Source organism: Bradyrhizobium sp. (genome assembly GCF_030654605.1).
Taxonomy (GTDB): Bacteria; Pseudomonadota; Alphaproteobacteria; order Rhizobiales; family Xanthobacteraceae; genus Bradyrhizobium.
Genome location: NZ_JAURXB010000016.1, coordinates 13,722 through 37,281, shown reverse-complemented (window position 1 = coordinate 37,281; position 23,560 = coordinate 13,722). Strand labels below are relative to the sequence as shown.

26 protein-coding genes are annotated in these 23,560 nt (G+C 62.8%); 15 read left to right on the top strand and 11 right to left on the bottom strand.

Annotated features, from left to right (window positions below; translation table 11 throughout):
* Together Q7U29_RS01580 and Q7U29_RS01575 are read left to right on the top strand one after the other, a co-directional pair.
* Positions 1–1,674: efflux RND transporter permease subunit (locus Q7U29_RS01580; protein ID WP_304737643.1), on the top strand; the 1,674-nt coding region annotated here is incomplete at its 5' end.
* Positions 1,671–2,006 (top strand): DUF3240 family protein, encoded by a 336-nt coding sequence (locus Q7U29_RS01575; RefSeq protein ID WP_304737641.1) that lies wholly within the window; start codon positions 1,671–1,673, stop codon positions 2,004–2,006. The genes Q7U29_RS01580 and Q7U29_RS01575, both read left to right, overlap by 4 nt.
* Before the next feature lie 24 nt (positions 2,007–2,030).
* Here Q7U29_RS01575 and Q7U29_RS01570 read toward each other — a convergent pair whose 3' ends face one another.
* On the bottom strand, positions 2,031–2,789 hold the full coding sequence (locus Q7U29_RS01570) for an SDR family NAD(P)-dependent oxidoreductase (RefSeq protein ID WP_370691675.1): 759 nt from the start codon (positions 2,787–2,789) through the stop codon (positions 2,031–2,033).
* A 312-nt stretch (positions 2,790–3,101) separates the two neighbouring features.
* Here Q7U29_RS01570 and Q7U29_RS01565 point away from each other — a divergent pair, with 312 nt between their 5' ends.
* Positions 3,102–4,274 (top strand): GGDEF domain-containing protein, encoded by a 1,173-nt coding sequence (locus tag Q7U29_RS01565; protein ID WP_304737638.1) that lies wholly within the window; start codon positions 3,102–3,104, stop codon positions 4,272–4,274.
* An 89-nt stretch (positions 4,275–4,363) separates the two neighbouring features.
* On the opposite strand, the gene Q7U29_RS01560 is transcribed toward Q7U29_RS01565, so the two are convergent.
* Positions 4,364–5,344: a tripartite tricarboxylate transporter substrate binding protein gene (locus Q7U29_RS01560; RefSeq protein WP_304737636.1), complete on the bottom strand. Its 981-nt coding sequence runs from the start codon at positions 5,342–5,344 to the stop codon at positions 4,364–4,366.
* 74 nt (positions 5,345–5,418) lie between these two features.
* Positions 5,419–6,189, bottom strand: a complete 771-nt coding sequence (locus Q7U29_RS01555) for an IclR family transcriptional regulator (protein ID WP_304737634.1) — start codon at positions 6,187–6,189, stop codon at positions 5,419–5,421.
* A gap of 150 nt (positions 6,190–6,339) precedes the next feature.
* On the opposite strand from Q7U29_RS01555, the gene Q7U29_RS01550 reads away from it, so the two are divergent.
* Both Q7U29_RS01550 and Q7U29_RS01545 read left to right on the top strand, forming a co-directional pair.
* Entirely contained in the window at positions 6,340–7,584 is a 1,245-nt protein-coding gene (locus Q7U29_RS01550; RefSeq protein ID WP_304737632.1) for an acyl-CoA dehydrogenase family protein, read from the top strand.
* Between the two features lie 137 nt (positions 7,585–7,721).
* Entirely contained in the window at positions 7,722–9,668 is a 1,947-nt protein-coding gene (locus tag Q7U29_RS01545; RefSeq protein WP_304737630.1) for an alkyl/aryl-sulfatase, read from the top strand.
* A 197-nt stretch (positions 9,669–9,865) separates the two neighbouring features.
* Here the strand turns inward: Q7U29_RS01545 and Q7U29_RS01540 are convergent, their stop codons facing one another.
* From Q7U29_RS01540 to fixL, 4 genes are all read right to left on the bottom strand, one after another.
* Complete coding sequence (locus tag Q7U29_RS01540) at positions 9,866–10,555, bottom strand: helix-turn-helix domain-containing protein (RefSeq protein WP_304737629.1); 690 nt, start codon at positions 10,553–10,555, stop codon at positions 9,866–9,868.
* 102 nt (positions 10,556–10,657) lie between these two features.
* Positions 10,658–11,059 (bottom strand): response regulator transcription factor, encoded by a 402-nt coding sequence (locus tag Q7U29_RS01535; RefSeq protein WP_304737628.1) that lies wholly within the window; start codon positions 11,057–11,059, stop codon positions 10,658–10,660.
* 87 nt (positions 11,060–11,146) lie between these two features.
* Positions 11,147–11,764 carry a response regulator FixJ gene (fixJ, locus tag Q7U29_RS01530; protein WP_304737626.1) on the bottom strand — a complete coding sequence of 206 codons (618 nt, stop codon included), beginning with the start codon at positions 11,762–11,764 and terminating at the stop codon, positions 11,147–11,149.
* Positions 11,765–11,767: 3 nt separating this feature from the next.
* The gene (gene fixL, locus Q7U29_RS01525) at positions 11,768–13,288 is read right to left on the bottom strand and encodes a sensor protein FixL (protein WP_304737624.1); all 1,521 of its coding nucleotides are present in this window, start codon (positions 13,286–13,288) and stop codon (positions 11,768–11,770) included.
* Between the two features lie 190 nt (positions 13,289–13,478).
* Here fixL and Q7U29_RS01520 point away from each other — a divergent pair, with 190 nt between their 5' ends.
* Both Q7U29_RS01520 and Q7U29_RS01515 read left to right on the top strand, forming a co-directional pair.
* On the top strand, positions 13,479–14,312 hold the full coding sequence (locus Q7U29_RS01520; protein WP_304737622.1) for a universal stress protein: 834 nt from the start codon (positions 13,479–13,481) through the stop codon (positions 14,310–14,312).
* A gap of 41 nt (positions 14,313–14,353) precedes the next feature.
* Positions 14,354–14,779: an HPP family protein gene (locus Q7U29_RS01515; RefSeq protein WP_304737621.1), complete on the top strand. Its 426-nt coding sequence runs from the start codon at positions 14,354–14,356 to the stop codon at positions 14,777–14,779.
* A 220-nt stretch (positions 14,780–14,999) separates the two neighbouring features.
* On the opposite strand, the gene Q7U29_RS01510 is transcribed toward Q7U29_RS01515, so the two are convergent.
* Positions 15,000–15,728, bottom strand: a complete 729-nt coding sequence (locus tag Q7U29_RS01510) for a CBS domain-containing protein (RefSeq protein WP_304737619.1) — start codon at positions 15,726–15,728, stop codon at positions 15,000–15,002.
* Between the two features lie 162 nt (positions 15,729–15,890).
* Between Q7U29_RS01510 and Q7U29_RS01505 the strand changes: the two genes are divergently transcribed.
* Positions 15,891–16,256 (top strand): hypothetical protein, encoded by a 366-nt coding sequence (locus tag Q7U29_RS01505; protein WP_304737617.1) that lies wholly within the window; start codon positions 15,891–15,893, stop codon positions 16,254–16,256.
* 123 nt (positions 16,257–16,379) lie between these two features.
* Here Q7U29_RS01505 and Q7U29_RS01500 read toward each other — a convergent pair whose 3' ends face one another.
* The 3 genes from Q7U29_RS01500 to Q7U29_RS01490 are packed head-to-tail and all read right to left on the bottom strand — an operon-like array spanning position 16,380 to position 17,606.
* Positions 16,380–16,790 (bottom strand): hypothetical protein, encoded by a 411-nt coding sequence (locus tag Q7U29_RS01500; RefSeq protein WP_304737615.1) that lies wholly within the window; start codon positions 16,788–16,790, stop codon positions 16,380–16,382.
* 50 nt (positions 16,791–16,840) lie between these two features.
* Entirely contained in the window at positions 16,841–17,329 is a 489-nt protein-coding gene (locus Q7U29_RS01495) for a phage holin family protein (protein WP_304737614.1), read from the bottom strand.
* 1 nt (position 17,330) lies between these two features.
* On the bottom strand, positions 17,331–17,606 hold the full coding sequence (locus Q7U29_RS01490) for a YqjD family protein (RefSeq protein ID WP_304737612.1): 276 nt from the start codon (positions 17,604–17,606) through the stop codon (positions 17,331–17,333).
* 193 nt (positions 17,607–17,799) lie between these two features.
* On the opposite strand from Q7U29_RS01490, the gene Q7U29_RS01485 reads away from it, so the two are divergent.
* The 7 genes from Q7U29_RS01485 to Q7U29_RS01455 are packed head-to-tail and all read left to right on the top strand — an operon-like array spanning position 17,800 to position 23,560.
* Positions 17,800–18,936, top strand: a complete 1,137-nt coding sequence (locus Q7U29_RS01485; RefSeq protein WP_304737610.1) for an MlaE family lipid ABC transporter permease subunit — start codon at positions 17,800–17,802, stop codon at positions 18,934–18,936.
* A 2-nt stretch (positions 18,937–18,938) separates the two neighbouring features.
* Positions 18,939–19,718, top strand: coding sequence for an ABC transporter ATP-binding protein (locus Q7U29_RS01480; RefSeq protein WP_304737609.1), 780 nt, complete (start codon positions 18,939–18,941; stop codon positions 19,716–19,718).
* A gap of 3 nt (positions 19,719–19,721) precedes the next feature.
* The gene (locus Q7U29_RS01475; RefSeq protein WP_304737607.1) at positions 19,722–20,825 is read left to right on the top strand and encodes an MlaD family protein; all 1,104 of its coding nucleotides are present in this window, start codon (positions 19,722–19,724) and stop codon (positions 20,823–20,825) included.
* Between the two features lies 1 nt (position 20,826).
* The gene (locus tag Q7U29_RS01470) at positions 20,827–20,952 is read left to right on the top strand and encodes a hypothetical protein (protein WP_304737605.1); all 126 of its coding nucleotides are present in this window, start codon (positions 20,827–20,829) and stop codon (positions 20,950–20,952) included.
* A 34-nt stretch (positions 20,953–20,986) separates the two neighbouring features.
* Positions 20,987–22,636: a cytochrome-c oxidase, cbb3-type subunit I gene (gene ccoN / locus Q7U29_RS01465; RefSeq protein WP_304737603.1), complete on the top strand. Its 1,650-nt coding sequence runs from the start codon at positions 20,987–20,989 to the stop codon at positions 22,634–22,636.
* 11 nt (positions 22,637–22,647) lie between these two features.
* Positions 22,648–23,382, top strand: coding sequence for a cytochrome-c oxidase, cbb3-type subunit II (gene ccoO / locus Q7U29_RS01460; protein ID WP_304737601.1), 735 nt, complete (start codon positions 22,648–22,650; stop codon positions 23,380–23,382).
* Between the two features lie 13 nt (positions 23,383–23,395).
* Complete coding sequence (locus Q7U29_RS01455; RefSeq protein ID WP_304737599.1) at positions 23,396–23,560, top strand: cbb3-type cytochrome c oxidase subunit 3; 165 nt, start codon at positions 23,396–23,398, stop codon at positions 23,558–23,560.

Below are 23,560 nucleotides of genomic sequence, written 5' to 3'. Positions count from 1 at the left end.
GTGGCGCTCGCCATCATCTTTGCGCTGGCCGCCTCGCTGTTGCTGGCGCTCACGGTCATTCCGGTAGCGACCTCGTTCCTGCTCAAGGCGGCACCGCACCGGGAGCCCTGGCTGATCCGCCTTGCCTCGCGAGGCTATGCGCCTGCGCTCGACTGGGCGCTGGCCAATGAACGCAAGGTGATGGTCGCCGCCGTGGCGGCCCTGGTTGCGGCGGGCTTTGCCTACACCCAGCTCGGCAAGACGTTCATGCCGACCATGGACGAAGGCGACGTCATCGTCAGCGTCGAGGCGATTCCGTCGGTCAATCTCGACCAGGCAAATGCCATCAATACCAGGCTGCAGGCTGCCATTCTTGCGGGCGTTCCCGACATCGCGGGAATCGTCGCTCGAACCGGATCGGACGAACTCGGCCTCGACCCGATGGGACTCAATCAGACCGACACGTTTCTGGTGCTGAAGCCGCCGGAGGAGCGGAAGACGGCCGACAAAGCCGCCCTGATTCAGCAGCTGCGCAACGTGCTCAATGACTTTCCCGGACTTTCGCTCGGTTTCACGCAACCGATCGACATGCGCGTCCAGGAGATGATCAGCGGCGTGCGCGGCGACGTCGCCGTGAAGATCTTCGGTCCCGACATAGGCAAGCTGAACGAGATAGCAAACAGGCTGTCTGCGATCCTGTCCAGCATCGATGGAGCCGAGGATGTGTACACGACGCTGAACGAAGGCGCGCAATACTACACGGTCGCGGTGAATCGGCTGGAGGCGGGTCGTCTCGGTCTGGCGGTGGATACGATTGCCGCCTCGCTACGCACCCAGATCGAGGGCCGGACCATCGGCACCGCGCTGGAAGCGGGACGCCGCACCCCGATCCTGCTTCGTGGCAGCGAGCAGACCCGCGAGGCGCCCACCTTGCTGCCAAATCTGCCCCTGACGCTCGCGTCGGGGCAGCACGTGGCGCTCTCCCAGGTCGCCCGCATTCATCGCGTCGACGGCCCCGTCAAGATAGACCGTGAAGACGGCGCCCGGATGAGCGTGGTGCGGACCAATGTTCGCGGACGCGACATGGTTGGTTTCGTCGAGGCTGCACAACAGAAGGTGGGCACCGAACTGGCGCTGCCGCAGGGGTATCGGCTCACTTGGGGTGGCCAGTTCGAGAACCAGCAGCGCGCCGCCGCGCGCCTGTCGGTCGTCGTTCCCGTCGCCATTGGGCTCATCTTCGTGCTGCTTTTCACCACCTTCGGTTCGATCCGCCAGGCGCTGATGGTGCTGGTGAATATCCCCTTCGCCTTGATCGGCGGCGTGTTCGCGCTGGTCCTGACCGGCGAGTACCTGTCGGTTCCGGCGTCGGTCGGATTCATCGCGCTGCTCGGTATCGCGGTCCTGAACGGTGTCGTGCTGGTCTCGTACTTCAACCAGTTGCGCGCCCACGGTCTCCCGGAGGATCGCATTGTCGTGGAGGGCGCCAGGCGCCGGCTGCGGCCGGTGCTGATGACCGCAAGCATTACCGCGCTCGGACTTGTCCCGTTGCTGTTCGCGTCTGGTCCCGGATCTGAAATCCAGAAGCCGCTGGCCATCGTGGTGATCGGCGGGTTGCTGTCGTCGACGCTGTTGACCCTGGTCCTTCTGCCGATCCTCTATCGCCGGTTCGGCGGGGTTGCGAAGGCGGTCAAATGACGAGCGAACCGGTATGCCTGATGTTGATCGCGGCTCGCAGCCTTCGCGAAGAGCTGTTCGACTATCTCGGCGAGCAGCGCGATCTGGTATCCGGATTCACCGCATCCGACGCTGCCGGTCATGGGCCTTCGGTCCGGTTGCAGTCGACGGCCGAACAGGTGAAGGGTCATGCCGACGAGGTGCTGGTGCGGATCATTCTGGAAAGGCAGGATGCTTCGCAATTGCTCGTCCGGATCAGGACGGCGTTCGCGGGAACCAGACTGGTTTACTGGATCGTGCCGGTCACGGAATTCGGCGTGATCGGTGACGGCGAGCATAAGGCCGCAGACTGAGCAGGACCCCCTTCGGGCCCAATTCTAGAGCCTGCCGCCATCCACGACAAAACTTTGACTTGTCAGGCCCGACGCGTCGTCCGAGGCCAGAAACAAGGTCATCCGCGCGCAATCGGCCGGATAGAGCTTGTGCTTCAGGCATTGCCGCTCCATCAGGCCTTTTTCAGCCTCCGGCGTCAGCCAGAGGTCGAGCTGGCGCTGGGTCATGATCCAGCCCGGGATCACGGCGTTGACGCGGATATTGTGGACGCCAAGGTCGCGCGCCAGCGATTTCGTCAGGCCCAGCACGCCCGCTTTCGCGGTTGAATAGATCGCAAGATTGGCCGTTGCGGTCATCCATGCGCTCGACGAATAATTGATGATCGCGCCGCCGCCGGCGGCTTTCATGTCGGGATAGACCGCCTGCGCCGCAAAGAACTGGTGCTTGAGGTTGACGGCAAGCCGATTGTCCCAGAATTCAGGCGTGACTTCGTCGATCGTGTGCCGTTGATCGTGGGCCGCGTTGTTCACCAGGATGGTGATCGGGCCGAGCGCTTTGCGCACCGCATCAATGGCCTGCTTCAGCGCCGCGATATCGGTGACGTCGCAATGCTCGTAATGCAGCCGGGCTGTTGGCCCGATGTCGGCGATCAGCGTCCGGGCGGCGTCGTCGGCAATGTCGACGAAGCCGACCTTGCAGCCTTGCTCGGCAAAGTGCCGCACGATGGATTCGCCGATGCCGCTGGCGCCGCCGGAAATGAAAACCACCTTGTCCTTGAGACCTGGATAAATCGCATTGTTCACGGCAGCCCTCCGGACGCGCATCCTAGAGGGTAAGGAACGGGCAAGTCACCTGATAAGTCACGTGCCGATAAGTCACGTGCGGACTCCCACGGGTGCGACGAATACGGCTCCTTCGACCGGCCCCACTTCCCGCCGGCCCCGCTATCGACCAGGCTTGCGCGCAGCGGCGGCGAGGGCGTGGAATTACGTGTAGTATTCCGGCGAGGGAGCGTAGTTAACGCGGACCTGATTGCGATCGATAAAATCGAGGGATCCGCAGGGCCGGGCTTTTACGGGTTTACCCTAGTGTCCCCAAGAGGATTCGGGGGCAACATGTTTTCAGCAAACAGACTTTTTCCAAAGGACGACGGCGTTTCCGATGCCGTCCGTTTCGAGGTCATGGCGACGCTCTATGGCACGCTGGTTCCGATCGTGTTTGTGGGGTTGTCGCAGGCGATCGTCGGCGGCATTACCGCGTGGCAGACCGGCGACCTCACGACCGCGATCCTCACAGTCGCCGGCGTGGTCGTCGCGGTGGTGCGCGTCCTTGGCGTCCAGGCCTACCGGCGCCGTGCCGCCGGGTCTTCGCCGCTCGACCGCACCGAAGCGGCCATCTGGGAACGGCGCTATACGACCGGCAGCTTCATCTCGGCCCTGATCCTCGGCCTGTTCGCCGCCCGCAGCATGATCCTGGACGACGCCCTTTGCACGGTCATGGCGATCGGCATCGGCTTCGGCTTTGGCGCCGGCGTGGTCGCACGGCTTTCGCTTTGTCCTCGTGTCGCAATCCTCGCCTTGCTGGCAATAGGCCTGCCGGTGATCGCGGTGACGTTCATGCAGCCCGATGCCCGTCACTTCGGGCTTGGACTGCTGTTTGCGATCTATCTGGTCGCCAGCATGGAAATGGTCCGCCTGACCCACAAATCCACCGTCAGCCATATCACGCTCAAGCAGCAGTTCGAACAGCTCGCGCGTCTCGACCCGATGACGGGCGTCTTCAATCGATCGGTGCTGAATACCGACCTCGCTGACATGGTCGCACGACAGGGAACAGGCGTGGCGGTTCACGCTATCGACCTCGACCATTTCAAGGCCGCCAACGATCGTTTCGGCCATCCCGTCGGCGACGCCTTGCTCAAGCAGGTCACCGAACGCTTGAGGTCGATCGCACGGCCCGGTGACTTGATCGTTCGCATGGGCGGCGATGAATTCATTCTGGCGCAGAAGCAACCTTCCGATCGCCGCAACGTGGAAGTCAGGGCCCAGCAGATCTGCGACGCGGTTTCCGCGCCCTATCACATCGGCGGACATGACATCGTGATCGGCGTCAGCGTCGGCGTGGCGATGTCACCGGACGACGGCCAGTCGGTAGAGGCGTTGCTGGTGCGGTCCGATGATGCGCTTTACCGGGCCAAGCAGAATCGCGGCGGCTATGTTTTCGCTGACAACCCTTTGCAGGGGATGGGTGGATCGTATCAGGCAGCGGATAGCGAACTCGCCGCCTGAAGCGCCGGCCAATAGCCTCACCTCGGCACCTTGCCGGCATCCATGATTCCCGGCTCGATGCTACGCATCGCCCCGGAATGACGGAACCTTCACTGCAGCGGCATCCCCGACGTCTTCACCACTTTCGTCAGCTTCTCATGATCCGCCTTCATCAGCGCGGCGAGGTCGTTCAGCGGCATCGGCTTGCCCGGGATGTTGGCGACCGACAGCTGGCGCTGGACGTCGGGATTCTGCAACGCCTTGTTGATGGCTTCATTGATTTTCTTGGCCAGCGCCGGGGGCGTGGCTGACGGCACGTAGATGCCGTACCAGGGCACATAGGCGGCCTCGGCAAATCCGGCCTCGGCGATGGTCGGCACGTCAGGCAGATCCGCGACACGCTTGTCGGTCAATACCGCGAGCGGTTTGATGGTGCCCGCCTTGATGTGCGGCAGCGCGAGCTCGAGCGACACGATCTCGAAATTCATGATATTGGTCATCAAATCGATCAGCGCGGGCGGCTGGCCCCTGTAGCCGACATTGGTGACTTGAATGTTGGCGACCTGAAACAGTTTTTTGGCGCTCAGGTCGATCGAGGAGCCGGTGCCGGGATTGCCGAAATTGAGCTCGCCGGGCTTGCTGCGCGCCAGTTCGACGAATTCGCCGATGGTCTTGACCGGCAGGGTGGGATTGACCACCGCCACGCTCTGGTTCCAGACCGCGAGCCCCACGCATGTAAAATCCTTCATCGCGTCCCAGCCGGCATCCTTGTAGAGGCCGGGATTGACCAGCACCGCCGGTCCGGTGACCAGCCAGGTGTAGCCGTCGGGATCGCTGCGCGCGACCGCGGCGGTGCCGATGTTGGCGTTGCCGCCGGGCCTTGCCTCGACGACGACGGGCGTTTTCCAGTCGCGGCCAACCTGCTCGGTCACGGCGCGGGCGACCAGGTCGACGATGCCGCCGGCGGGGTAGGGCACGACGATACGAAGGGGGCGGTTCGGATAATTGTCGGTCGCCTGCGCCCATGCGGCGCCGGCCAACATGGTTGCGACGATCCCCGCAGCGAAGCCAAAGGTCCGGATGCCCCTCATTTTTCCCTCCCATGTATGAAACATCGTTCGAGCGATGTCTTCGGTTTTGGTGCGTTGGACTGCGGTGATGCAGCCTATTCGTTGGCGACGAGTGACTTGATGCTGCGCGCGAGGCCGAGGATGCGCGGCCCGCATTCGCGCTCGATCTGCTCGGCGCTGAAGCGAAACGAGGGAATGCCGCAATTCACCGACAGGCAGTCGCCGGTCGGCGTGCGGTAGAGCGGTGCTGCGACGCCAAAAATCTCGCGCCGCCATTCGCCGAGCGAGACTGCGAAGCCGCGCTCCCTGCAAAGCTCGCTGTCGGGCAGCGTCCGCGTCTGCACATATTTCAACTCCTCCGGACGCTCCGCTTTCACGGTTCTCACGTAGCTGTTGCGTTCGTCGTCGGTGAACAGCGACAGCAGCGCGCGGCCGACCGCGGTGGTCGCCATCGTGCCGGTAAAGCCGACGTCGGGCATATGCGGCACGGCATCGGTGGTGCGTAGCGTCTCGACATAGATGAAATCGAGGCCGAACGGCATCGCGATCGATACCGTGCCGCCGGTGTAGGCCGCGAAGTCGCGCATCAAGGGCCGCGCCAGTTGCCGGACCTTCAGTGGCGACAGCACGGGATAGGCCGCCGCCAGGATGCCGAGCCCGAGTTCGAAGCGCCCCCTAGCGTCGCGCTTGAGATAGCCGAGCTGCGCCAGCGTGTGCGTCAGCCGCGACACGGTCGGCCGCGACAGGCCTGTCGAGGCGGCGAGATCGGCGTTCGACAGCGCGCCGGTGCCGGTGCGGAACGCCGACAGCACATCGAGCCCATGCGCCAGAGTGGTCGCGAAGGACGGATCGCTGTGGTCCGCCACGGCTTTCGGCCGTGGGGGGACGGAACGGGTCAGGGGAGATGTCGAAGCCATGCGAAATATTGGTCATAATGTAGAAGATTGTCAATATATCGAAATGAATTTGCCATTCGTGTCGGTATACGGTTAGATGGCGTATCCTTGGGAGGCGGTATGGAATTCGATTTATCCGAACGTTCCGAAGCGTGGCGAACGAAGCTGCAATCCTTCTTTGACAGGGAAGTGCTGCCGCGCCATCGCGCCTGGCTCGAGCACGTTGCCGTCAGCCGCGAGACGCCGCCCTTCATGGCCGAACTGCAGCAGAAGGCGCGGCAGGCGGGCCTGTGGAATCTCGGCCTGCCCGAACTCGCCGCCGATGAGCCGGGGACGCGGCTGTCCAATCTCGAATATGCGCCGCTGGCCGAGATCATGGGACGGCTGTTCTGGGCCTCCGAAGTCTTCAACTGCCAGGCGCCCGACGTACCCAACATGATTGCGCTGCAGAATTGCGCCACGCCGGAACAGAAGGCGCGCTGGCTGCGGCCGCTGCTCGAAGCAAAAACCCGCTCGGCCTTCGGCATGACCGAGCCCGACGTCGCTTCGTCCGATGCCACCAATATCGCCACCCGCATGGTCCGCGACGGCGACGACTACATCGTCAACGGACGCAAATGGTTCATCACGGGAGCTGCGCATCCGCGCTGCAGTTTTTTGATCGTGATGGGCGTGACCGATGCGGAGGCCGACCGCACGCGCCGCCATTCCTGCATCATCGTGCCGATGGAGGCGCCCGGCGTCCGGCTGGTGCGTTCGCTGCGCTGGATGGGCTGTGAGGATCACACCGCCCCGATCGGCGAACTCACTTTCGAGAATGTCCGGGTGCCCGCCGCAAACCTGCTCGGCGCGGAAGGCGAAGGCTTTAAGGTCGCCCAGATCCGCCTCGGCCCGGCGCGAATCCATCATTGTATGCGCTCGATCGGGCTGTGCGAATTGCTGATCGAGCTGATGATGGTGCGGTCGACGGAACGTTCCGCCTTCGGTCGCGCCATCATCCAATACGACACGGTGCAGCGCTGGATCGCCGAATCCCGCGTCGAGCTGGAGCAGGCGCGCCTCTTGGCCTGGCGTTGCGCGTGGCGGCTGGACCAGGCCGGCCACCACGGCGCCTGGCGTGATGTCTCGCTGATCAAGGTCGCCGTTCCCGCCATGCTGCAACGGATCGCCGACCGCGCCATGCAGGTATTCGGCGCGATGGGCGGATCCGAGGATACCCCGATCCACCAGGCGCTGGCCTGGGGACGCCTGCTGCGGATCGGCGACGGGCCGGACGAGGTGCATTTGCGGCAGATATTCAAGATGGAAGCGATGCCGTCATGGTCGATCGCGGACTCGCCGTATCTGGCGGCGCGGCCGGCTTGATTTCAGTTCGTCATGCCCGGCCTTGTGCCGGGCATCCACGCCTTGATGGTGTTGCGGCAATAAAGACGTGGATGGCCGGGTCAAGCCCGGCCATGACGAGATCAGAAGATCGTTATACGCGAGGGAGCAAGAACAAGATGACCCAAACAGGCAACGCTGAAGCACCCAGGGAAACCCCGAAGGACGCCTCGGCGCCCGTGGTCGCGCAGCATGCGGCGACGCTGAAGGCGCTGCCGTTTTCCGACACGCGCGATTTCGACGAGGCGGCGCGCGGCTTTCTCGGCACCGTGGAGAATGCGCGGATCGCCAACGCGCAGGGCAGGGTGGTCTGGAGCCTCGAACCCTATGGCTTCCTGTCCGTAGCGGAATCGCCCGCCACGGTGGATCCGAGCCTGTGGCGGCAATCGCGCCTCAACATGAACCACGGCCTGTTCGAAGTCGTGCCCGGCGTCTATCAGGTGCGCGGGCTCGACATCGCCAACATGACGCTGATCGAGGGCGACAGCGGCGTCATCGTGGTGGATACGCTGACCTCGATCGAGGGGGCGCGCGCGGCGATGGCGCTGTATTTTCAGCATCGCGGCCAGCGGCCGGTCGTGGCCGTGATCTTCACCCATACCCACACCGACCATTGGGGCGGCGCGCGCGGCGTGATCGACGACGGCGCACTGGCTGACGGCAGCGTTCCGATCATCGCGCCCAACCTTTTCATGGAGCATGCGGTTTCGGAGAACATCATCGCCGGCCCCGCGATGCTGCGGCGCGCGCAGTACCAGTTCGGGCCGCTGCTGACAAAGGGCGCGCGCGGGCAGGTCGATTGCGGCCTCGGCAAGTCGATGGCGACGGGTTCGGTGGCGCTGTTGCGGCCGACCGACCTGATCATGGCGACCGGCGACATCAGGAGCATCGACGGAGTCGAATTCGAATTCCAGATGGCGCCGAACTCCGAAGCGCCGGCGGAGATGCATTTCTTCATTCCGCGCTACAAGCTTCTGAACCTGGCGGAGAACTGCACGCATAATTTCCACAATCTGCTGCCGTTTCGCGGCGCCGACGTGCGCGACGCGCTGGCGTGGTCAAAGTATCTCGGCGAGGCGCTGCAGATGTGGGGCGGCAAGGCCGATGCGATGTGCGGCCAGCACCACTGGCCGGTGTGGGGACATCAGCGCATCGACACCATGATCCGCCAGCAGCGCGACCTCTACAAATTCGCCCACGACCAGACCATCCGCCTGATGAACCATGGGCTCACCGCGACCGAAATCGCCGAAACGATAAAGCTGCCCGCCAGTCTCGACGGCGCGTGGCATGCGCGCGGCTATTACGGCCACATCCGGCATAATGTGAAGGCGATCTACCAGAAATATCTCGGCTGGTATGACGCCAATCCCGTCAATCTCGATCCGCTGCCCCCGGTCGAGGCCGGCAAAAAGTACGTCGAGTATATGGGCGGGGCCGACGCGATCCTCGCGCGGGCTGCGAAGGACTTTGCCAAAGGCGAATTTCGCTTCATCGCGCAGGCATTGAGCCATCTGGTGTTCGCCGATCCCGACAATCAGGCCGCCCGCGCACTGCTGGCCGATACCCTCGAACAGCTCGGCTACGCCGCCGAAAGTGCGACCTGGCGCAACGCCTATCTGTTCGGCGCGCAGGAGCTGCGGCAGGGCATGCCGAAGGTGCCGGCGCGCGCAGCGATGCCGCGCGAGACGCTGGCGGCCCTGCGCACCGAGCAATTGTGGGACGTGCTCGGTGTCAGGCTCAACGGCCCCAAGGCCGAAGGCAAGCACATCGTGCTGAACTGGAGTTTCACCGATACCGGCGAGACGTTTGTTCTGACGCTGGAGAACTGCGCGCTGACCTATGTCGCGGGCGCGCAGGCGGCGACGGCGGACGCCGGCTTCACGCTGCCGCGTGGCACCCTCGACGAAGTGATCGCGAAGCTGACGACGTTTCAGGACGCCGTCGGCAGCGGTGCGATCAAGTTCACCGGCAATCCGATGCGGCTCGGCGAGTTGATGGCGCTGATGGACGAATTTCCGCGGATGTTCGAGATCGTCGAGCCGAAGCGGGTGGCGGTGAGTTAGAGGCAAGAATCCAAAGCCGTCATTGCGAGCGAAGCGAAGCAATCCATTCTTTCCTCGCACGGATAGATGGATTGCTTCGTCGCTTCGCTCCTCGCAATGACGACGATAGGGATCGGGCCTACTTCGCGCTGCTCACCAGCTTGATGCAATCCAGCGCCATGCATCGGGCAGTGATGCGCGCGTTGGTCGAGTGAAGTTCACGCATCCATGTTGCGCAGGCGCTGGCGGTTGCGAAGCACGATCTGGCGGGCGCCGGAAAATCCCAGCACGCCCTGGGCCTGCAGCTGCGAAAGCGCGCGCGAGACCGTTTCCAGCGTCAGGCCGAGATAATCGCCGATGTCGCGACGGCACATCGGCAGCGCCATCATGCCGGCGACGTCCAGGCGGCGATCCATTTCCAGCAGGAAGGTGGCGACCTTCTCCATTGCGGTCTTGCGGCCGAGCAGCAGCATGTGATCTTCGGCGTGCCTGAGGTCGCCGGCCGTCATGGCCCAGAGATTGCGCGCGACCTTGACGTCCACGCCAGCGGCCTGTTCGAGGCTGCGGCGTTTGACCAGACGCACAGTGGTATCGATGATGGCTTCGGCCGCCAACCGGTGCACGTTGCCCGATTCCAGCCCGAAGACGTCGCCCGGCAGATGGAATGCGCCGATCTGGCGGCGCCCATCGGACAGCAGCTTGTAGCTGCGGACGGCGCCCGAGATCACCTGGTAGACGTATTCCGCGGGCTCGTCCTCGCCGTAGATCTCCTCATCCTTCCGGTAGCTGAACTCGGTGGCGATCAGGCCGGCGTAGCCGGTGACCGCGCCGAACTGGTCGAGGACCGAGTGCGGAACCGGGCCGACGCGGCTGGCGACAGGGGAAGAGGTGAGGGTCTGGGTGAGCATGGTCATCTCCTTGCGGCGGATGGCCATTGCTACGCGGGAACTTCGAAGCCGGAAATTTCGTGCGATATCTTAAGTAGGTTTACCTACGTATAATACCGTAGGTCAATGTCCGGTGCCGGCGGCGGCCTGGCCGTCCTGAATCGCCCCGCGAATACGCGTCACAAGGCTCTCATCCAGCAGCGGTTTCAGCAGAACATCGTGCACGCCCGCAGCCGCGGCCCTCGCCGCGATGTTCTCGTCGGGGTAACCGGTAATCAGGATGATCGGCGCGACCATGTCGCGGTTGCGCAGGCGCCTCGCCAGATCGATGCCGTTCATGTCGGGCATCTTGTAGTCGATCACGAAGCAGTCCACGCCGGTCGAACGGACGGCATTCAGCAGCGCCGAGCCGTTCCTGAAGGTCCGGACGTTGAAGCCGTCCGATTCAAGCAGAAACCGCAGCGAGCCGAGCACGTCGGCGTCGTCATCGACGACGTAGATCGTAGGTTTTGCGGGTAACGACATCATGAAATTCCCGCCTGCTGAATTTAGACATGAATGATGCATGACGTTCAGGTAACACCCGGTGCCGGCTTCGCGCCTTGATTTGGCTCAATCCTTCAGCAGGCCGGCCCGCATCGCCAGCCGCACCAGTTCCGACAGGCTGTTGGCCTGCATCTTGGTCATGACGTTGGCCCGGTAAACCTCGATGGTGCGGGGGCTGATGTCGTAGTCGCGGGCAATCAGCTTGTTGGATAGCCCGGCGATCAGGCCGTCCATGACCTGGCGCTCCCGCGGGCTGAGCGTTGCCACCCGCGCCGCGATCTCGTGGGTGACCACCTCGCTCCTGGCGGCCGGCTCCGCCTGCCGGATCGCCGCCTCGATCATGCCGATCAGCCGGTCGTCCTCGAACGGCTTTTCGAGAAAATCGACCGCGCCGAGCTTCATCGCCTCGACGGCGAGCGGGACATCGCCATGGCCGGTCATGATCAGAATCGGAAACGCGCTGTGGCCGGCTTTCAAGCGCTTCAGAAGCTCGATTCCGTCAATGCCCGGCATGCGCACGTCGGAGACGACGCAGCCAAATTCGAGACCGGGCAGCACATCGAGAAAATGCTGGGCGGTTTCGAACAACGTGACGTTGAAGTTGGCGGATTCCAGCAGGAAGTTCAGCGAATCCCGCATCGCCTCGTCGTCGTCGATGACATAGACCCTTCCCTTGTTCGACATCACTCAGCTCTCATTGGCTGCTGCGGGCAGCGTGAAACGAAACGTCGCGCCGTCAGCTGCGTTGCTTTCGGCCCACATCCGGCCGCCATGGGCCTCGATAATCGAGCGGCTGATGGAGAGTCCCACTCCCATGCCGGTTTCCTTGGTCGTGAAGAAGGTCTGGAACAGATTGGGCTTGACGTCCTCGCGGAATCCCGAGCCGGTATCGGACACCTCGATTTCGACCATGTCGTCCGCCACCCCGGTATTCCTGACGATCAGCTCCCGCCGCTGCGATTGCGCCATCGCCTCCAGCGCATTGCGAAACAGGTTCACCAGCACCTGCTGAATCTGGACCCGGTCGGCCAGCACCAGGTCGAACGCCGGGTTGAGATTGAAACGAAGCTGGACGTCCTGCTCGCGGGCGCCGGCGAGGCCGAGCGCACCGGCCTCTTCAATCAGCTTGGAGAGACTTTCGACGCGCTTTTCGGATTCGCCGCGCGAGACGAAGTCGCGCAGACGCCGGATGATCTGGCCGGCACGCAGCGCCTGCTCGGCGGCGCGGTCCATCGCGCTTTCAATTTTCTGCGTTTTGGGATCGGCGCTGCCGGCCAGCAGCCGGCGCGAGCCCTTCATGTAATTGCTGATGGCGGCGAGCGGCTGATTGAGCTCATGCGCCAGCGCCGACGCCATCTCTCCCATCGCGCTCAGCCTGGAAACGTGGACCAGCTCGGACTGCAGTTCCTGCAGCCGCGCCTGGGTCTGCTGGTGCTCGGTGAGGTCGCGCACGAAACCGGTGAAGTAGGGCTCGCCGCCGGACCGCATTTCGCCGATCGACAGGTGCATCGGAAAGGTGGTTCCATCCCGGCGCTTGCCGGTCACGATCCGGCCGATGCCGATGATGTGCCGCTCGCCAGTGGATTGGTAGCGTGCGAGATAGCCGTCGTGGCGGGTCCGATCCGGTTCGGGCATCAGCAGGCTGACGTTCTGACCAATGGCGTCCTGTTCGGAATAGCCGAACTGCCGCTCGGCGGCGGTAGAGAAGAATTGCATGATGCCATGTCCGTCGATGACGATCATGGCATCCGGCACCGTGTCGAGGATGGAGCGGAGGTGGTTTTCCCGGGTTCTCAGCGTCTCCTCGAGTTGCTTTTCCGCGTTGATATCGAAAGCAATGCCGCTGACATGGCGCGCGACGCCGGCCTCGTCCTCGACCACGCCGCCGCGTTCGCGGATCCATTGACCGGCTCCCGACGCCGCGCCGACCCTGAAGGAAACGTCGAAATTGCCGCCGAACTCGGTGACCCGCGCGATCTCGCGTTCGGTGAGCTCACGATCGCGCGGTTCGAGCAGCGAAAGAAACAGATCGTAGCTGACAGGCTCGTCCCGCGGGATTCCGAACAGGTTTCGCGTCGTCTCGGACCACTCCAGCTCCCGGGTCGCGAGGTTCAGATCCCAGGTTCCGACGCCGAATCCTTCGATTTTGAGCCGGAAATGCTCATTGCGGGCCGGATCATCCGCTGGCGATTGGGTTTTACCGGGCACGTTTAAGTCTTCGCCTTCCATCGATCCGGCTTCCCGCCGCTGGCGCAACCCACCGTATATTTTTCCCGGTGTCTTGCCAAATCCCGCGAGCCCCAGGTCGGCCCGCCATTGCCGGACTTTGATCTATCTCATTTCGCGCTTCGGTCCATGGTCTAGAAATGACGGCATTTCGTGGCAGCGGAGAGATTGAATGGGTTACGCGACCGTCATGGTCAATCTGGCGCTGGACCAGCCGAACGAGGCTCGTCTCGAAGCCGCCTGCCAGATCGCGGAACGTTTTGACGCAGGCGTCGTCGGGATCGCGGCGTCGCAATTCAGCCCGCCGCTTTACTTTACCTCGGGAGAGCAGGCCCAGAATCTGATCGATCAGGGCCAGGCGGCGCTGAAAAGCCGCATGGCGGAACTCGAGGCCCAATTCCTCGGGGCGGCAAGAAAGCGAGCCAAATCAATCGAATGGCGCAGCGCCATCGACTTTCCGGCCCGGTACCTGCTGCAGCAGGCGCGTTGCGCCGACATCATCGTCAGCGGCGGGCATAGCGATGCGTTTTCGGATCCCTTTGTGGGGGCCAATCCGAAAGATCTGGTGATGCAGGCCGGACGGCCGCTGCTCGTTGTCCCCGACACCGCCACCTGGCTCGACCTAAGCAGTATGCTGGTGGCATGGAAGGACACTCCCGAGGCGAGGCGGGCGATCGTCGATTCCTTGCCGCTGCTGCGCAAGGCCGGGGACGTTACCGTCGCGGAAATCGTTGAAACGGGTGACAGCCATCCGGCGGCGCTTTCGCGCGTTCGCGATGTCGTGGCCTGGCTGTCGCGCCACGGCATCGTCGCCCGCGAGCTGGCACCCGAGAAAAGCGGCGGCCGCGACGCCGCGGCCCAACTCGACCGCATTGCCGCCGACGTCGGCGCCGGCGTCATTGTCGCGGGCGCCTATGGCCATTCGCGGTTCCGCGAACTGATTCTCGGCGGAATGACCCAGCATCTCATTACCCAGACCGCGCGTTGCGTGTTGCTGTCGCATTAAAGAGCGTTGCCACAACCACCGGAACCGATTGGAATCGCGCCTTGTATCAATTTCTCGAGCAAACCGTCGCCGGCCACATGACACGTACCGTCAGGGCGGTGACGCGCGGGCTCACGATGCGCGAACTGGGCCAGATGTTCGAGCGTGACGATTTCAACGCCTATCCGGTCGAGGAGGACGGACAGATGGTCGGCCTCGTCACCAAGTTCGACTTCCTGAAGTGTTTTGCCTTTACGCCCAACCAGATGGTCCCGCGCTATGACGACCTGATGAAGCGTACCGTCGCCGACATCATGACTTCGGAGTTCATCTACGTTCGCTCCGACACCAAACTGACGCGGGTGCTGCAGCTGATGGTCGAGCATCGCTTCCGCAGCGTTCCCGTGATCGACAGCGGCCACCGGCTGGAGGGCATGATCGCCCGCGGGGATATCCTCAGGGCGCTGGAGACCTGTGCCGGCGGCTAGTATCGACTATCCGAGATGGGTGAGTCGCTTGCTGCCCATGCTTCGAGACGCTCGCGTCGCTCGCTCCTCAGCATGAGGTTGTGGCGTTTCAACAAGGTAAACCTCATCCTGAGGAGCGGCGTCTTCGCCGCGTCTCGAAGTATGGCAGCAACACGGACTTATGATTCCAGGTACTAGGGCCCTCAGGGCAGTCGCGGTCGTGGAGCATCGGGGAGCGGGCTCACCCCGCCTTGGCCAGATCGTCGTCTTCCGGAGCGATGAAATAGAGCCCGGACATCGGGTCGACCCAGCACAGATGGTCGTGGACCTTGTTCACGCCGGCGACGTTTTCCGCGGCGACGATCGAGGCCTGCCGGGACCTTTCGTCGGTAATGATGCCGCCGAGATCGACGATACCGTCGCGGACGACGATGTTGAGGCCCTGCGGGCACCACTCGTTCTTGTGGAGCGCATCGATGATGCGGTTGCGGATGTGATCATCGTCGGCAGTGGGATCCGCGATCTCGCGGGCAAGACTCGCCACCGCCCGCAACAGGTTGGCGCGCGATACGATGCCGACCACACTGTCCCCGCGCACCACCGGCAGGCGCTTGACGTGATTCCTCTCCATCAACGCGACGATTTCCTCCAGCCTTGCATCCTCCGTGATGGTGAACGGCTTTGGCGTCATGACCTCGGCCACCTTGCGGCCGTGCTCGTGAACGAAATCGGTCGCAGTCTGGCCCGGACCGAGAATGAAAGTCAGGAAACGGCCGCGTTTGCGTTGCGTGCCGAGTTCGCTGCGGCGGATGAAATCGCCTTCCGAGACGATGCCGACGAGCTTCCCGGCCGCGTCTACCACGGGTAACCCGCTGATGTGTCGCTGCAGCATGGTGGTGGCGGCCTCGACGATCGTGGTCTCCGGCGTGACGGTGATAACGGGTCGGGTCATGATCTGATGGGCGCGCATGACGGCCTCCGAAGCTGCAGTTCGCCGGGAAACACACGATATAGAGAAACGAGAAATCTGATCAACATTAAATGGCGGCTGGTTTGCCACATTGATGCAACGCAAGCCGTCGTCCCGGTGCGTGATCTAGATTTTCCGATGTGAGATAACAAGGAGCAAGCCATGACAGAAGTCGCCGCACGCGATACCGGGATCGGCCAGCCATCGGCTGACGCTGCTGCACGAATTTCCCACGCCAGCGAGGATGCGTTTCGTTTGATGATGGGCGTGCAGACGGCGTTGCTTCAGGAAATGGTGTTCGCCGGCAATGAGATGTTCGACCATGCGCGGACCGAGATGCACCTGTTTGCGGAATTGTCTTCAAAGATCGCCAGCGCCCACAGCGTCGGTGACTTCAAGACGATGTGGGCGGAATGCAGTCGCCATCAGCTCGATTATATGCGCCGGGACACCGACCGGATCCTCAGGCATGGCGAGCAGATGATCGAAACGGCCACGAAGCTGTTCGGCAGTCGGCCGCAGAACTGAAAACTGGCCGGGAATTCTGCCATTGAGACCGCTTGGGGGCGCTGGGCGCGCCCCCGGTGTCGGGATTGACCCGAACAATTTCGGGCTCGGTCGGGGACGCGGTCGCGATGGCCGTGTGGTATGCTAGAGGTGCGACACGGAGACGATGCGATAGGTATGCATCTTGCCGGCCTCGTTGATCGAGACGTATTCACCGGCCACGAAGCATTCATCGGCGAAGTGAAAGCCCGTCTCGTCCGGCATATTGGCTGCAGCAGGGTAGTGGAATGCCCAGCCGCCGCCTTGACGATGGAGCAGCTGGCCCGGCCGAGGGTCGCTGTCCGGCCGTAGCCGCGCTACCCGGCATGCTTCGCGGTGTTCCCGCCAGAGGGCCGGATCGATGCGGCCCTCGGCGTCAACTGGCGCGATGAGGACATAAGCCACCGCCGCGTCGCCCTCGGGATGACCGGGTTCGCGAGCGAGCTCGAGGCGGATCTGCCGAAACTGCGCCGGAAGCGATGCATTCAGGATGGGTTTTGGATGAGCGTCTTGCATATCGGAAAAACTCCCTGTTGATGGATTTGAGACCTTGCGACCGCCGGCGATCATTTCTGCGGGGCCGCCGTCGTGGCGGCCGACGGCGCCGCCCGCGTCTTCAGACTCCTGATGATGACGGTGATCAGCGGCACGATCAGCGAAGGCAACACCCCGTTCAACGGGTGATGGATCATGCCGCTCAGCTGCGATTGCAGTGCTCGGGCCTCGACCTGCAACGCCTCGACCGAGGTATCATGAATTTCAGTGGCGAGTTCCAGTTCGCGGCCCGCCGGCGACCTCGAAGCAAGAACGAACAACACTGCGGCGATCGCAAGGTTGACGGCGCCGAGAGCGGCCGCGGCGGATATGGCGCTCCAGACCTGGACCAGCGCGAAATAGGCCGCCAGCTCCAGCATCAGCAAGCCGAAGCCCGCAATCAAGGCAGCGAGAGCCCTGAGCGCGAGGCCGACGAGCAGATGGCGCATCCGGATATCGGCAATGATCCGGTCCGTGCGCCAAAGCACGCGCAGGTTGGTCAGGATGCTCTCGATGTTCACCTTAGTGCCTCCTCAGCATGAAGCCGACAACGACGCCAACGGCGAATGCCGAGGCGAGCGATGTGATCGGCCGATCCGAAACGAAATGCGCGACCTCGTCCTCCTGCTCGCTCAGGGTCTCGCCAAGTTCGTTCAGCGCGGCCTTGATCTGATCGGCAATCGCCTCGGCGTGAGCCCTGGAGGTGTCCCGAATTCCTTCGCCTGTCGTATCGAACAGCCGGGACACGTCGGCTTTAAGTGTATGCAGCTCTTCCCTGAGTGCACTTGAATCGAACATCGATCTCGTCCTCGCTGACACAATCCAACCGGATTCTCGCCGACATGGTCGAGCTGGATCTTATTCCGGGCAGGAGCGGCGCTGTTGATTTGCGTCAAGCACCGCACCGCAGGAAATTCGGTCTTGAGGCAGGTCAATTTGATTGGCAGTGTGTCCGCCTAGAAATGCTACGTATTTTCAAAGGACATGGACCTTGGCGACTGCACCCGAATTGACCGCCACGCCATCGGGCGATGTGCTCGAATTGCGCCCTGCCGGATCCTGGACCGCAGCCAATGTGACGAAGCTGGAGGCGATGTCCGAGGGTGTTGCGCCGCAGCTCGATCGGTCGAATGCAATCAAGCTGGACCTGGCCGGCCTGCGCGAACTCGACACGCTCGGGGCCTGGCTGCTGGAGAAGATGTCACGGCGGGCCTCGTCGGCCGGCCGTCCGGTTGAGCTGGTGGGCGTTGGCGACAATTACACCGGATTGATCGAGGAGGTTCGTCAGGTCAATCGCCGCAATCCGGTGCCGCCGCCGGCGCTGAATCCCGCGGTGGCCAAGCTGAGGGATATCGGCCGTTCTGCCGTCAGTGCGATGGAAGACGTGAACGTGTTCCTGCAGATGCTGGGCTCGCTCTTCATGGCTCTCGTCGGGGTGCTGCGCCGTCCTCGATCGCTGCGGCTGACATCGCTGGTCTATCAGCTCTACCGGGTCGGCTGGCAGGCGATCCCGATTGTCGTGCTGATCACCTTCCTGATCGGCGCCATCATTGCGCAGCAGGGCTTCTTCCATTTTCGCAAGTTCGGTGCAGAGTCCTATGTCGTGGACATGGTCGGCATTCTGGTGCTGCGTGAGCTCGGCGTGCTGATCGTCGCCATCATGGTCGCCGGCCGCTCCGGCAGCGCTTACACCGCCGAGCTTGGTTCGATGAAAATGCGCGAGGAGATCGATGCCCTGTCGACCATGGGCCTCGATCCGGTCGAAGTGCTGATCCTGCCGCGCATCGTCGCACTGGTCCTGGCGCTGCCGATCCTCAGTTTCATCGGGGCGATGGCGGCGCTTTATGGCGGCGGCCTGGTGGCACAGTTTTATGGCGGCATGGGGCCGCCGATTTACATTGCGCGGTTGCATGAGGCCGTATCCGTCACGCACTTCGAGGTCGGCATTCTCAAGGCGCCGTTCATGGCGCTGGTGATCGGCATCGTCGCCTGCAGCGAAGGCCTGCGGGTGAAGGGCAGCGCGGAGTCGCTTGGAAAGCAGACCACGACCTCGGTGGTGAAGTCGATCTTTCTGGTGATCGTGCTCGACGGGCTGTTTGCGATCTTCTTTGCATCGATCGGAATGTAGCGATGCAGGAAGTTGCGCCGCAGTTCGCGATTCGGGTTCACGACCTCGTGGTCGGATTCGGACGAAAGGTCGTGATCGATCATTTGTCGCTGGATGTCCGCAGAGGCGAGATTCTCGGCCTGGTCGGCGCTTCCGGTGGCGGCAAGTCGGTACTGATGCGAACAATCATTGGCCTCATTCCGCGGCGAAGTGGAGAGATCGAGGTGATGGGCTCGATGATCGGCGGCGCCAACGACCGGACCACCCAGGCTGCCGCCGGAAGATGGGGAATCCTGTTTCAGCAGGGCGCGCTGTTCTCCTCGCTCACGGTGCGGCAGAACATCCAGTTTCCGCTACGCGAAAATCTGGTGCTGTCGCAGGCGCTGATGGACGAGATCGCCACCGCCAAGCTCGAAATGGTCGGGCTGACGCCGGAGGATGGCGACAAGTTTCCTGCTGAATTGTCCGGCGGAATGACCAAACGCGTGGCGCTGGCCCGGGCGCTTGCGCTGGATCCCGCGATCGTGTTTCTCGACGAGCCGACGTCCGGTCTCGACCCGATCGCGGCGGGCGATTTCGACGCCCTGATCAAGACATTGCAGAAAACCCTTGGGCTGACCGTGTTCATGGTCACCCATGATCTCGCCAGCCTCAATACCGTCTGCGATCGCGTGGCAGCGCTGGCGGACGGCAAGATCGTCGCCATCGGACCGATGCGCGAGCTGCTTCAATCCGAGCATCCCTGGGTACGTGCCTATTTTCACGGCAAACGCTCCCAGATGCTGCAACCCAAAGCGAGTTAAGCGATGGAAACCCGCGCTCCCTTCGCCGTTGTCGGCGCCTTCGTGCTGGCGGCTATCATCGCCGTATTCGGCTTCGTCTACTGGCTCCACAATTCCGGCGGGCTCGGTCCGCGCACGACCTATCACGTCCAGTTCGATGGCTCGGTGCCGGGTCTGCTGGTCGGCGCCGGCGTGCTGTTCAATGGCATCCGCGTCGGCGAAGTGACGGAGCTTGGCCTTGCGCCGGATAATCCGCGCCGCGTCAATGCAACGATCTCGGTGGCCGCGACGACGCCGGTGCGTTCCGACACCAGGGTCGGTCTGGAATTCCAGGGCCTGACCGGCGTTCCCGTCATTGCGCTGGAAGGCGGTGCGCTGCTGGCGAATACCGGTGCGGTGCCGACCCTTATTGCCGAATCCGGCGCGGGCCAGAGCATGACCCAGGCCGCCCGCGACGCATTGCGCAAGGTCGATTCGGTCCTGACTGAAAATTCCGAGCCGCTCAAGAAGACCATCGCCAATCTGGAAACCTTCACGGACGGGCTCGCGCGCAATACCGGTAAACTCGACAGCATCATCGTCGGTCTGGAAAAGCTCACCGGTGGCGGCACGCCCGCGCAGAAGATCACCTACGACTTGCGGGCGCCGCAGAATCTCGGGCCGGCAGGCAAGACCCTCACGGGCCCATTGGCGATCCCGGAGCCCACGGCGGTTGCAATGCTGGCGACGCAGCGCATGCTGTTCTCGCCGGCAAAGGACTATCCGGGATTTGCGGACTTTCTCTGGGCCGACAGCATCCCGAAGCTGCTGCAGGCCCGATTGATCGAGAGCTTTGAAAATTACGATATCGCGCACGCTCCGTTGCACGCGACGGATATCGGACAGGCCGACCACCAGCTCCTGATCGACGTCAGGCGCTTCCGGATTGCGGTTGACGCAGGGCCCGCGGCGGAAATCGGGGTGTCGGTGCGGATCGTCGACAAGGGCGGAAAAGTCATCGCCTCGCGCCTGTTTGAAGGAAGTCAGAAGTTCGACCAACTCGAGCCGCCGGCAGCCGTGGCCGCCTTCAGCGATGCGTTCGGTCGAATGGCGAAGGAAATGATCGCCTGGACCGTGGAGGCGCTGTAACGTGGCGAAGAAGGCCATCGCCGGTGCTGCGCTGATGGCTGGCGACTGCTGCCGCGTAATCGTGGTCGAAATCAGCCCACAACCACTAAAATTGATCTCGATCAAATCGGTTCCGGCAGGATTGTGATTTTTGGTTCCCGTATCCTCACGAGAGATTCCACATGAGCCAGCCCCCAAACGCGAAGACTATGACGACAGGTGAAAGCGGCTTGACGCTGGTGTTCGCGGCTGCCGCCTTTCTGTGCATGATAGGTGCGGCGAAAGCGCTCGATGCGGCCTTCGCATTCCATGCCTCCCTCAGCGCCGCTGCCAGTCTGGCGGCGGTTTTTGCCATTTTGAACCGGTACTACGACAGGCCGGCGTTGCTGCCGCCGCAGGAGATCAACGGCCGGCCCAACTACAATATGGGCCCGATCAAGTTCGCCGCCGTGGCGTCGGTAATCTGGGGCATTGCCGGATTTGCCGTCGGTCTGATAATCGCCTCCCAACTGGCGTGGCCGGCGCTCAATTTCGACCTGCCGTGGACAAGCTTCGGCCGGTTGCGCCCGCTGCATACGTCGGCCGTGATCTTCGCGTTCGGTGGCAACGTGCTGATTGCGACCTCGTTCTATGTGGTGCAGAAGTCCTGTCGGGCCCGTCTCGCCGGCGATCTTGCGCCGTGGTTTGTCGTGCTCGGCTATAATTTCTTCATCCTGATCGCGGGCACCGGCTATCTGCTCGGCGTCACCCAGTCGAAGGAATACGCCGAACCGGAATGGTATGCCGACCACTGGCTGACCATCGTGTGGGTGGTGTACCTGCTGGTGTTCCTGATGACGCTGGTGAAGCGCAAGGAACCGCACATCTTCGTCGCCAACTGGTTCTATCTGGCTTTCATCGTCACCATTGCCGTCCTGCATCTCGGCAATAACCCCGCTTTGCCGGTGTCGGTGTTCGGCTCCAAGTCCTACATCGCCTGGGGCGGCGTGCAGGATGCCATGTTCCAGTGGTGGTACGGACACAACGCGGTCGGCTTCTACCTGACTGCCGGCTTCCTCGCCATCATGTACTACTTCATCCCGAAGCGCGCCGAGCGGCCGATCTATTCCTACCGGCTGTCGATCATCCATTTCTGGGCGCTGATCTTCCTCTATATCTGGGCCGGCCCGCATCACCTGCACTATACGGCATTGCCGGACTGGGCGCAGACGCTGGGCATGACCTTCTCGATCATGCTGTGGATGCCGTCATGGGGTGGCATGATCAACGGCCTGATGACGTTGTCGGGCGCCTGGGACAAGCTTCGCACCGATCCGGTGCTGCGCATGCTCGTGGTGTCCGTCGCCTTCTACGGCATGTCGACCTTCGAAGGTCCGCTGATGTCGATCAAGGTGGTGAATTCGCTCAGCCACTACACCGACTGGACCATCGGTCACGTCCATGCCGGAGCGCTGGGCTGGGTCGGGTTCGTCTCGTTCGGCGCGCTCTATTGCCTGGTTCCCTGGTTGTGGGACCGCAAGGGACTTTACAGCCTCAAGCTGGTCAACTGGCATTTCTGGATCGCGACCATCGGTATCGTCCTCTACATCTCCGCGATGTGGGTGTCCGGGATCCTGCAGGGCCTGATGTGGCGCGCTTACACCTCGCTCGGCTTCCTCGAATATTCGTTCATTGAAACCGTCGAGGCGATGCACCCCTTCTACATCATCCGCGCCGCCGGAGGAGGATTGTTCCTGATCGGCTCGCTGATCATGGCCTACAATCTCTGGATGACGGTGCGCGCCGGCGAGGCGGAAGTGCAGGCGCCGGCCGCCCTTCAGCCGGCGGAATGAGGAACGATAAAATGTCTTTCTGGACGCGGCATCAAATTTTCGAAAAGAACTCGATCATCCTGATCGTGGGCATCCTGGCGGTCATCGCCATCGGCGGTCTGGTCGAGATCACCCCGCTGTTCTACCTGAAGAGCACGATCGAGAAGGTCGACGGCGTCAGGCCATATACGCCGCTGGAACTGACCGGCCGCAACATCTATGTCCGCGAGGGCTGCTATCTCTGCCACTCGCAGATGATCCGGCCGTTGCGCGACGAGGTCGAGCGCTACGGGCACTTCTCGCTGGCGGCCGAAAGCATGTACGACCATCCGTTCCAGTGGGGATCGAAGCGGACCGGGCCGGATCTGGCGCGGGTTGGCGCCAAGTATTCCGACGAATGGCATGTCACGCATCTGGCCAATCCGCGCGCCATCGTTCCGCAGTCGGTGATGCCCGGGTATCCGTTCCTGGCCGAGACCGAGGTCGATATCGCCGGCATGGAGGGGCATCTGCGGACCAACCGCACCGTCGGCGTACCCTATTCGGACGACCAGATCGCCAACGCGGTTGCCGATCTGAAGGCGCAGGCCGATCCCGACAATCCCGGAGTGGAAGCCTTTACGAAACGCTATCCGAAGGCGGTGGCGCGCAACTTCGACGGCAAGGCCGGCTTGCCGACCGAGATGGATGCGCTGGTCGCGTATCTGCAGATGCTCGGCACGCTGGTCGACTTCAAGCTCTACAACGAAAAGGCAAATCTCCGCTGAGAAGGCCCATACGATGAAAGCAATACTAACGGTCCAGAACATCACCTCGGAGTTCGTCACGAGCTTCTGGACGCCGATCTTTGTCGGAATATTCGTCGCGATCGTGACTTACGCGCTTTGGCCTCGCAACAAGGCGACCTTCGACGAGGCGGCTAGGATCCCGTTGCGGGAGGAATGA

Bases quoted from the DNA above. Each gene is read 5' to 3' on its own strand.
- Q7U29_RS01500 (WP_304737615.1), bottom strand. From the start codon at position 16,790: ATGCAAGACGCTCATCCAAAACCCATCCTGAATGCATCGCTTCCGGCG.
- Q7U29_RS01575 (WP_304737641.1), top strand. From the start codon at position 1,671: ATGACGAGCGAACCGGTATGCCTGATGTTGATCGCGGCTCGCAGCCTT.
- Q7U29_RS01490 (WP_304737612.1), bottom strand. From the start codon at position 17,606: ATGTTCGATTCAAGTGCACTCAGGGAAGAGCTGCATACACTTAAAGCC.
- Q7U29_RS01560 (WP_304737636.1), bottom strand. From the start codon at position 5,344: ATGAGGGGCATCCGGACCTTTGGCTTCGCTGCGGGGATCGTCGCAACC.
- fixJ (WP_304737626.1), bottom strand. From the start codon at position 11,764: ATGTCGAACAAGGGAAGGGTCTATGTCATCGACGACGACGAGGCGATG.
- Q7U29_RS01565 (WP_304737638.1), top strand. From the start codon at position 3,102: ATGTTTTCAGCAAACAGACTTTTTCCAAAGGACGACGGCGTTTCCGAT.
- ccoO (WP_304737601.1), top strand. From the start codon at position 22,648: ATGTCTTTCTGGACGCGGCATCAAATTTTCGAAAAGAACTCGATCATC.
- Q7U29_RS01550 (WP_304737632.1), top strand. From the start codon at position 6,340: ATGGAATTCGATTTATCCGAACGTTCCGAAGCGTGGCGAACGAAGCTG.
- ccoN (WP_304737603.1), top strand. From the start codon at position 20,987: ATGAGCCAGCCCCCAAACGCGAAGACTATGACGACAGGTGAAAGCGGC.
- Q7U29_RS01480 (WP_304737609.1), top strand. From the start codon at position 18,939: ATGCAGGAAGTTGCGCCGCAGTTCGCGATTCGGGTTCACGACCTCGTG.
- Q7U29_RS01475 (WP_304737607.1), top strand. From the start codon at position 19,722: ATGGAAACCCGCGCTCCCTTCGCCGTTGTCGGCGCCTTCGTGCTGGCG.
- Q7U29_RS01540 (WP_304737629.1), bottom strand. From the start codon at position 10,555: ATGCTCACCCAGACCCTCACCTCTTCCCCTGTCGCCAGCCGCGTCGGC.
- Q7U29_RS01520 (WP_304737622.1), top strand. From the start codon at position 13,479: ATGGGTTACGCGACCGTCATGGTCAATCTGGCGCTGGACCAGCCGAAC.
- Q7U29_RS01545 (WP_304737630.1), top strand. From the start codon at position 7,722: ATGACCCAAACAGGCAACGCTGAAGCACCCAGGGAAACCCCGAAGGAC.
- Q7U29_RS01535 (WP_304737628.1), bottom strand. From the start codon at position 11,059: ATGTCGTTACCCGCAAAACCTACGATCTACGTCGTCGATGACGACGCC.
- Q7U29_RS01455 (WP_304737599.1), top strand. From the start codon at position 23,396: ATGAAAGCAATACTAACGGTCCAGAACATCACCTCGGAGTTCGTCACG.
- Q7U29_RS01510 (WP_304737619.1), bottom strand. From the start codon at position 15,728: ATGCGCGCCCATCAGATCATGACCCGACCCGTTATCACCGTCACGCCG.
- Q7U29_RS01505 (WP_304737617.1), top strand. From the start codon at position 15,891: ATGACAGAAGTCGCCGCACGCGATACCGGGATCGGCCAGCCATCGGCT.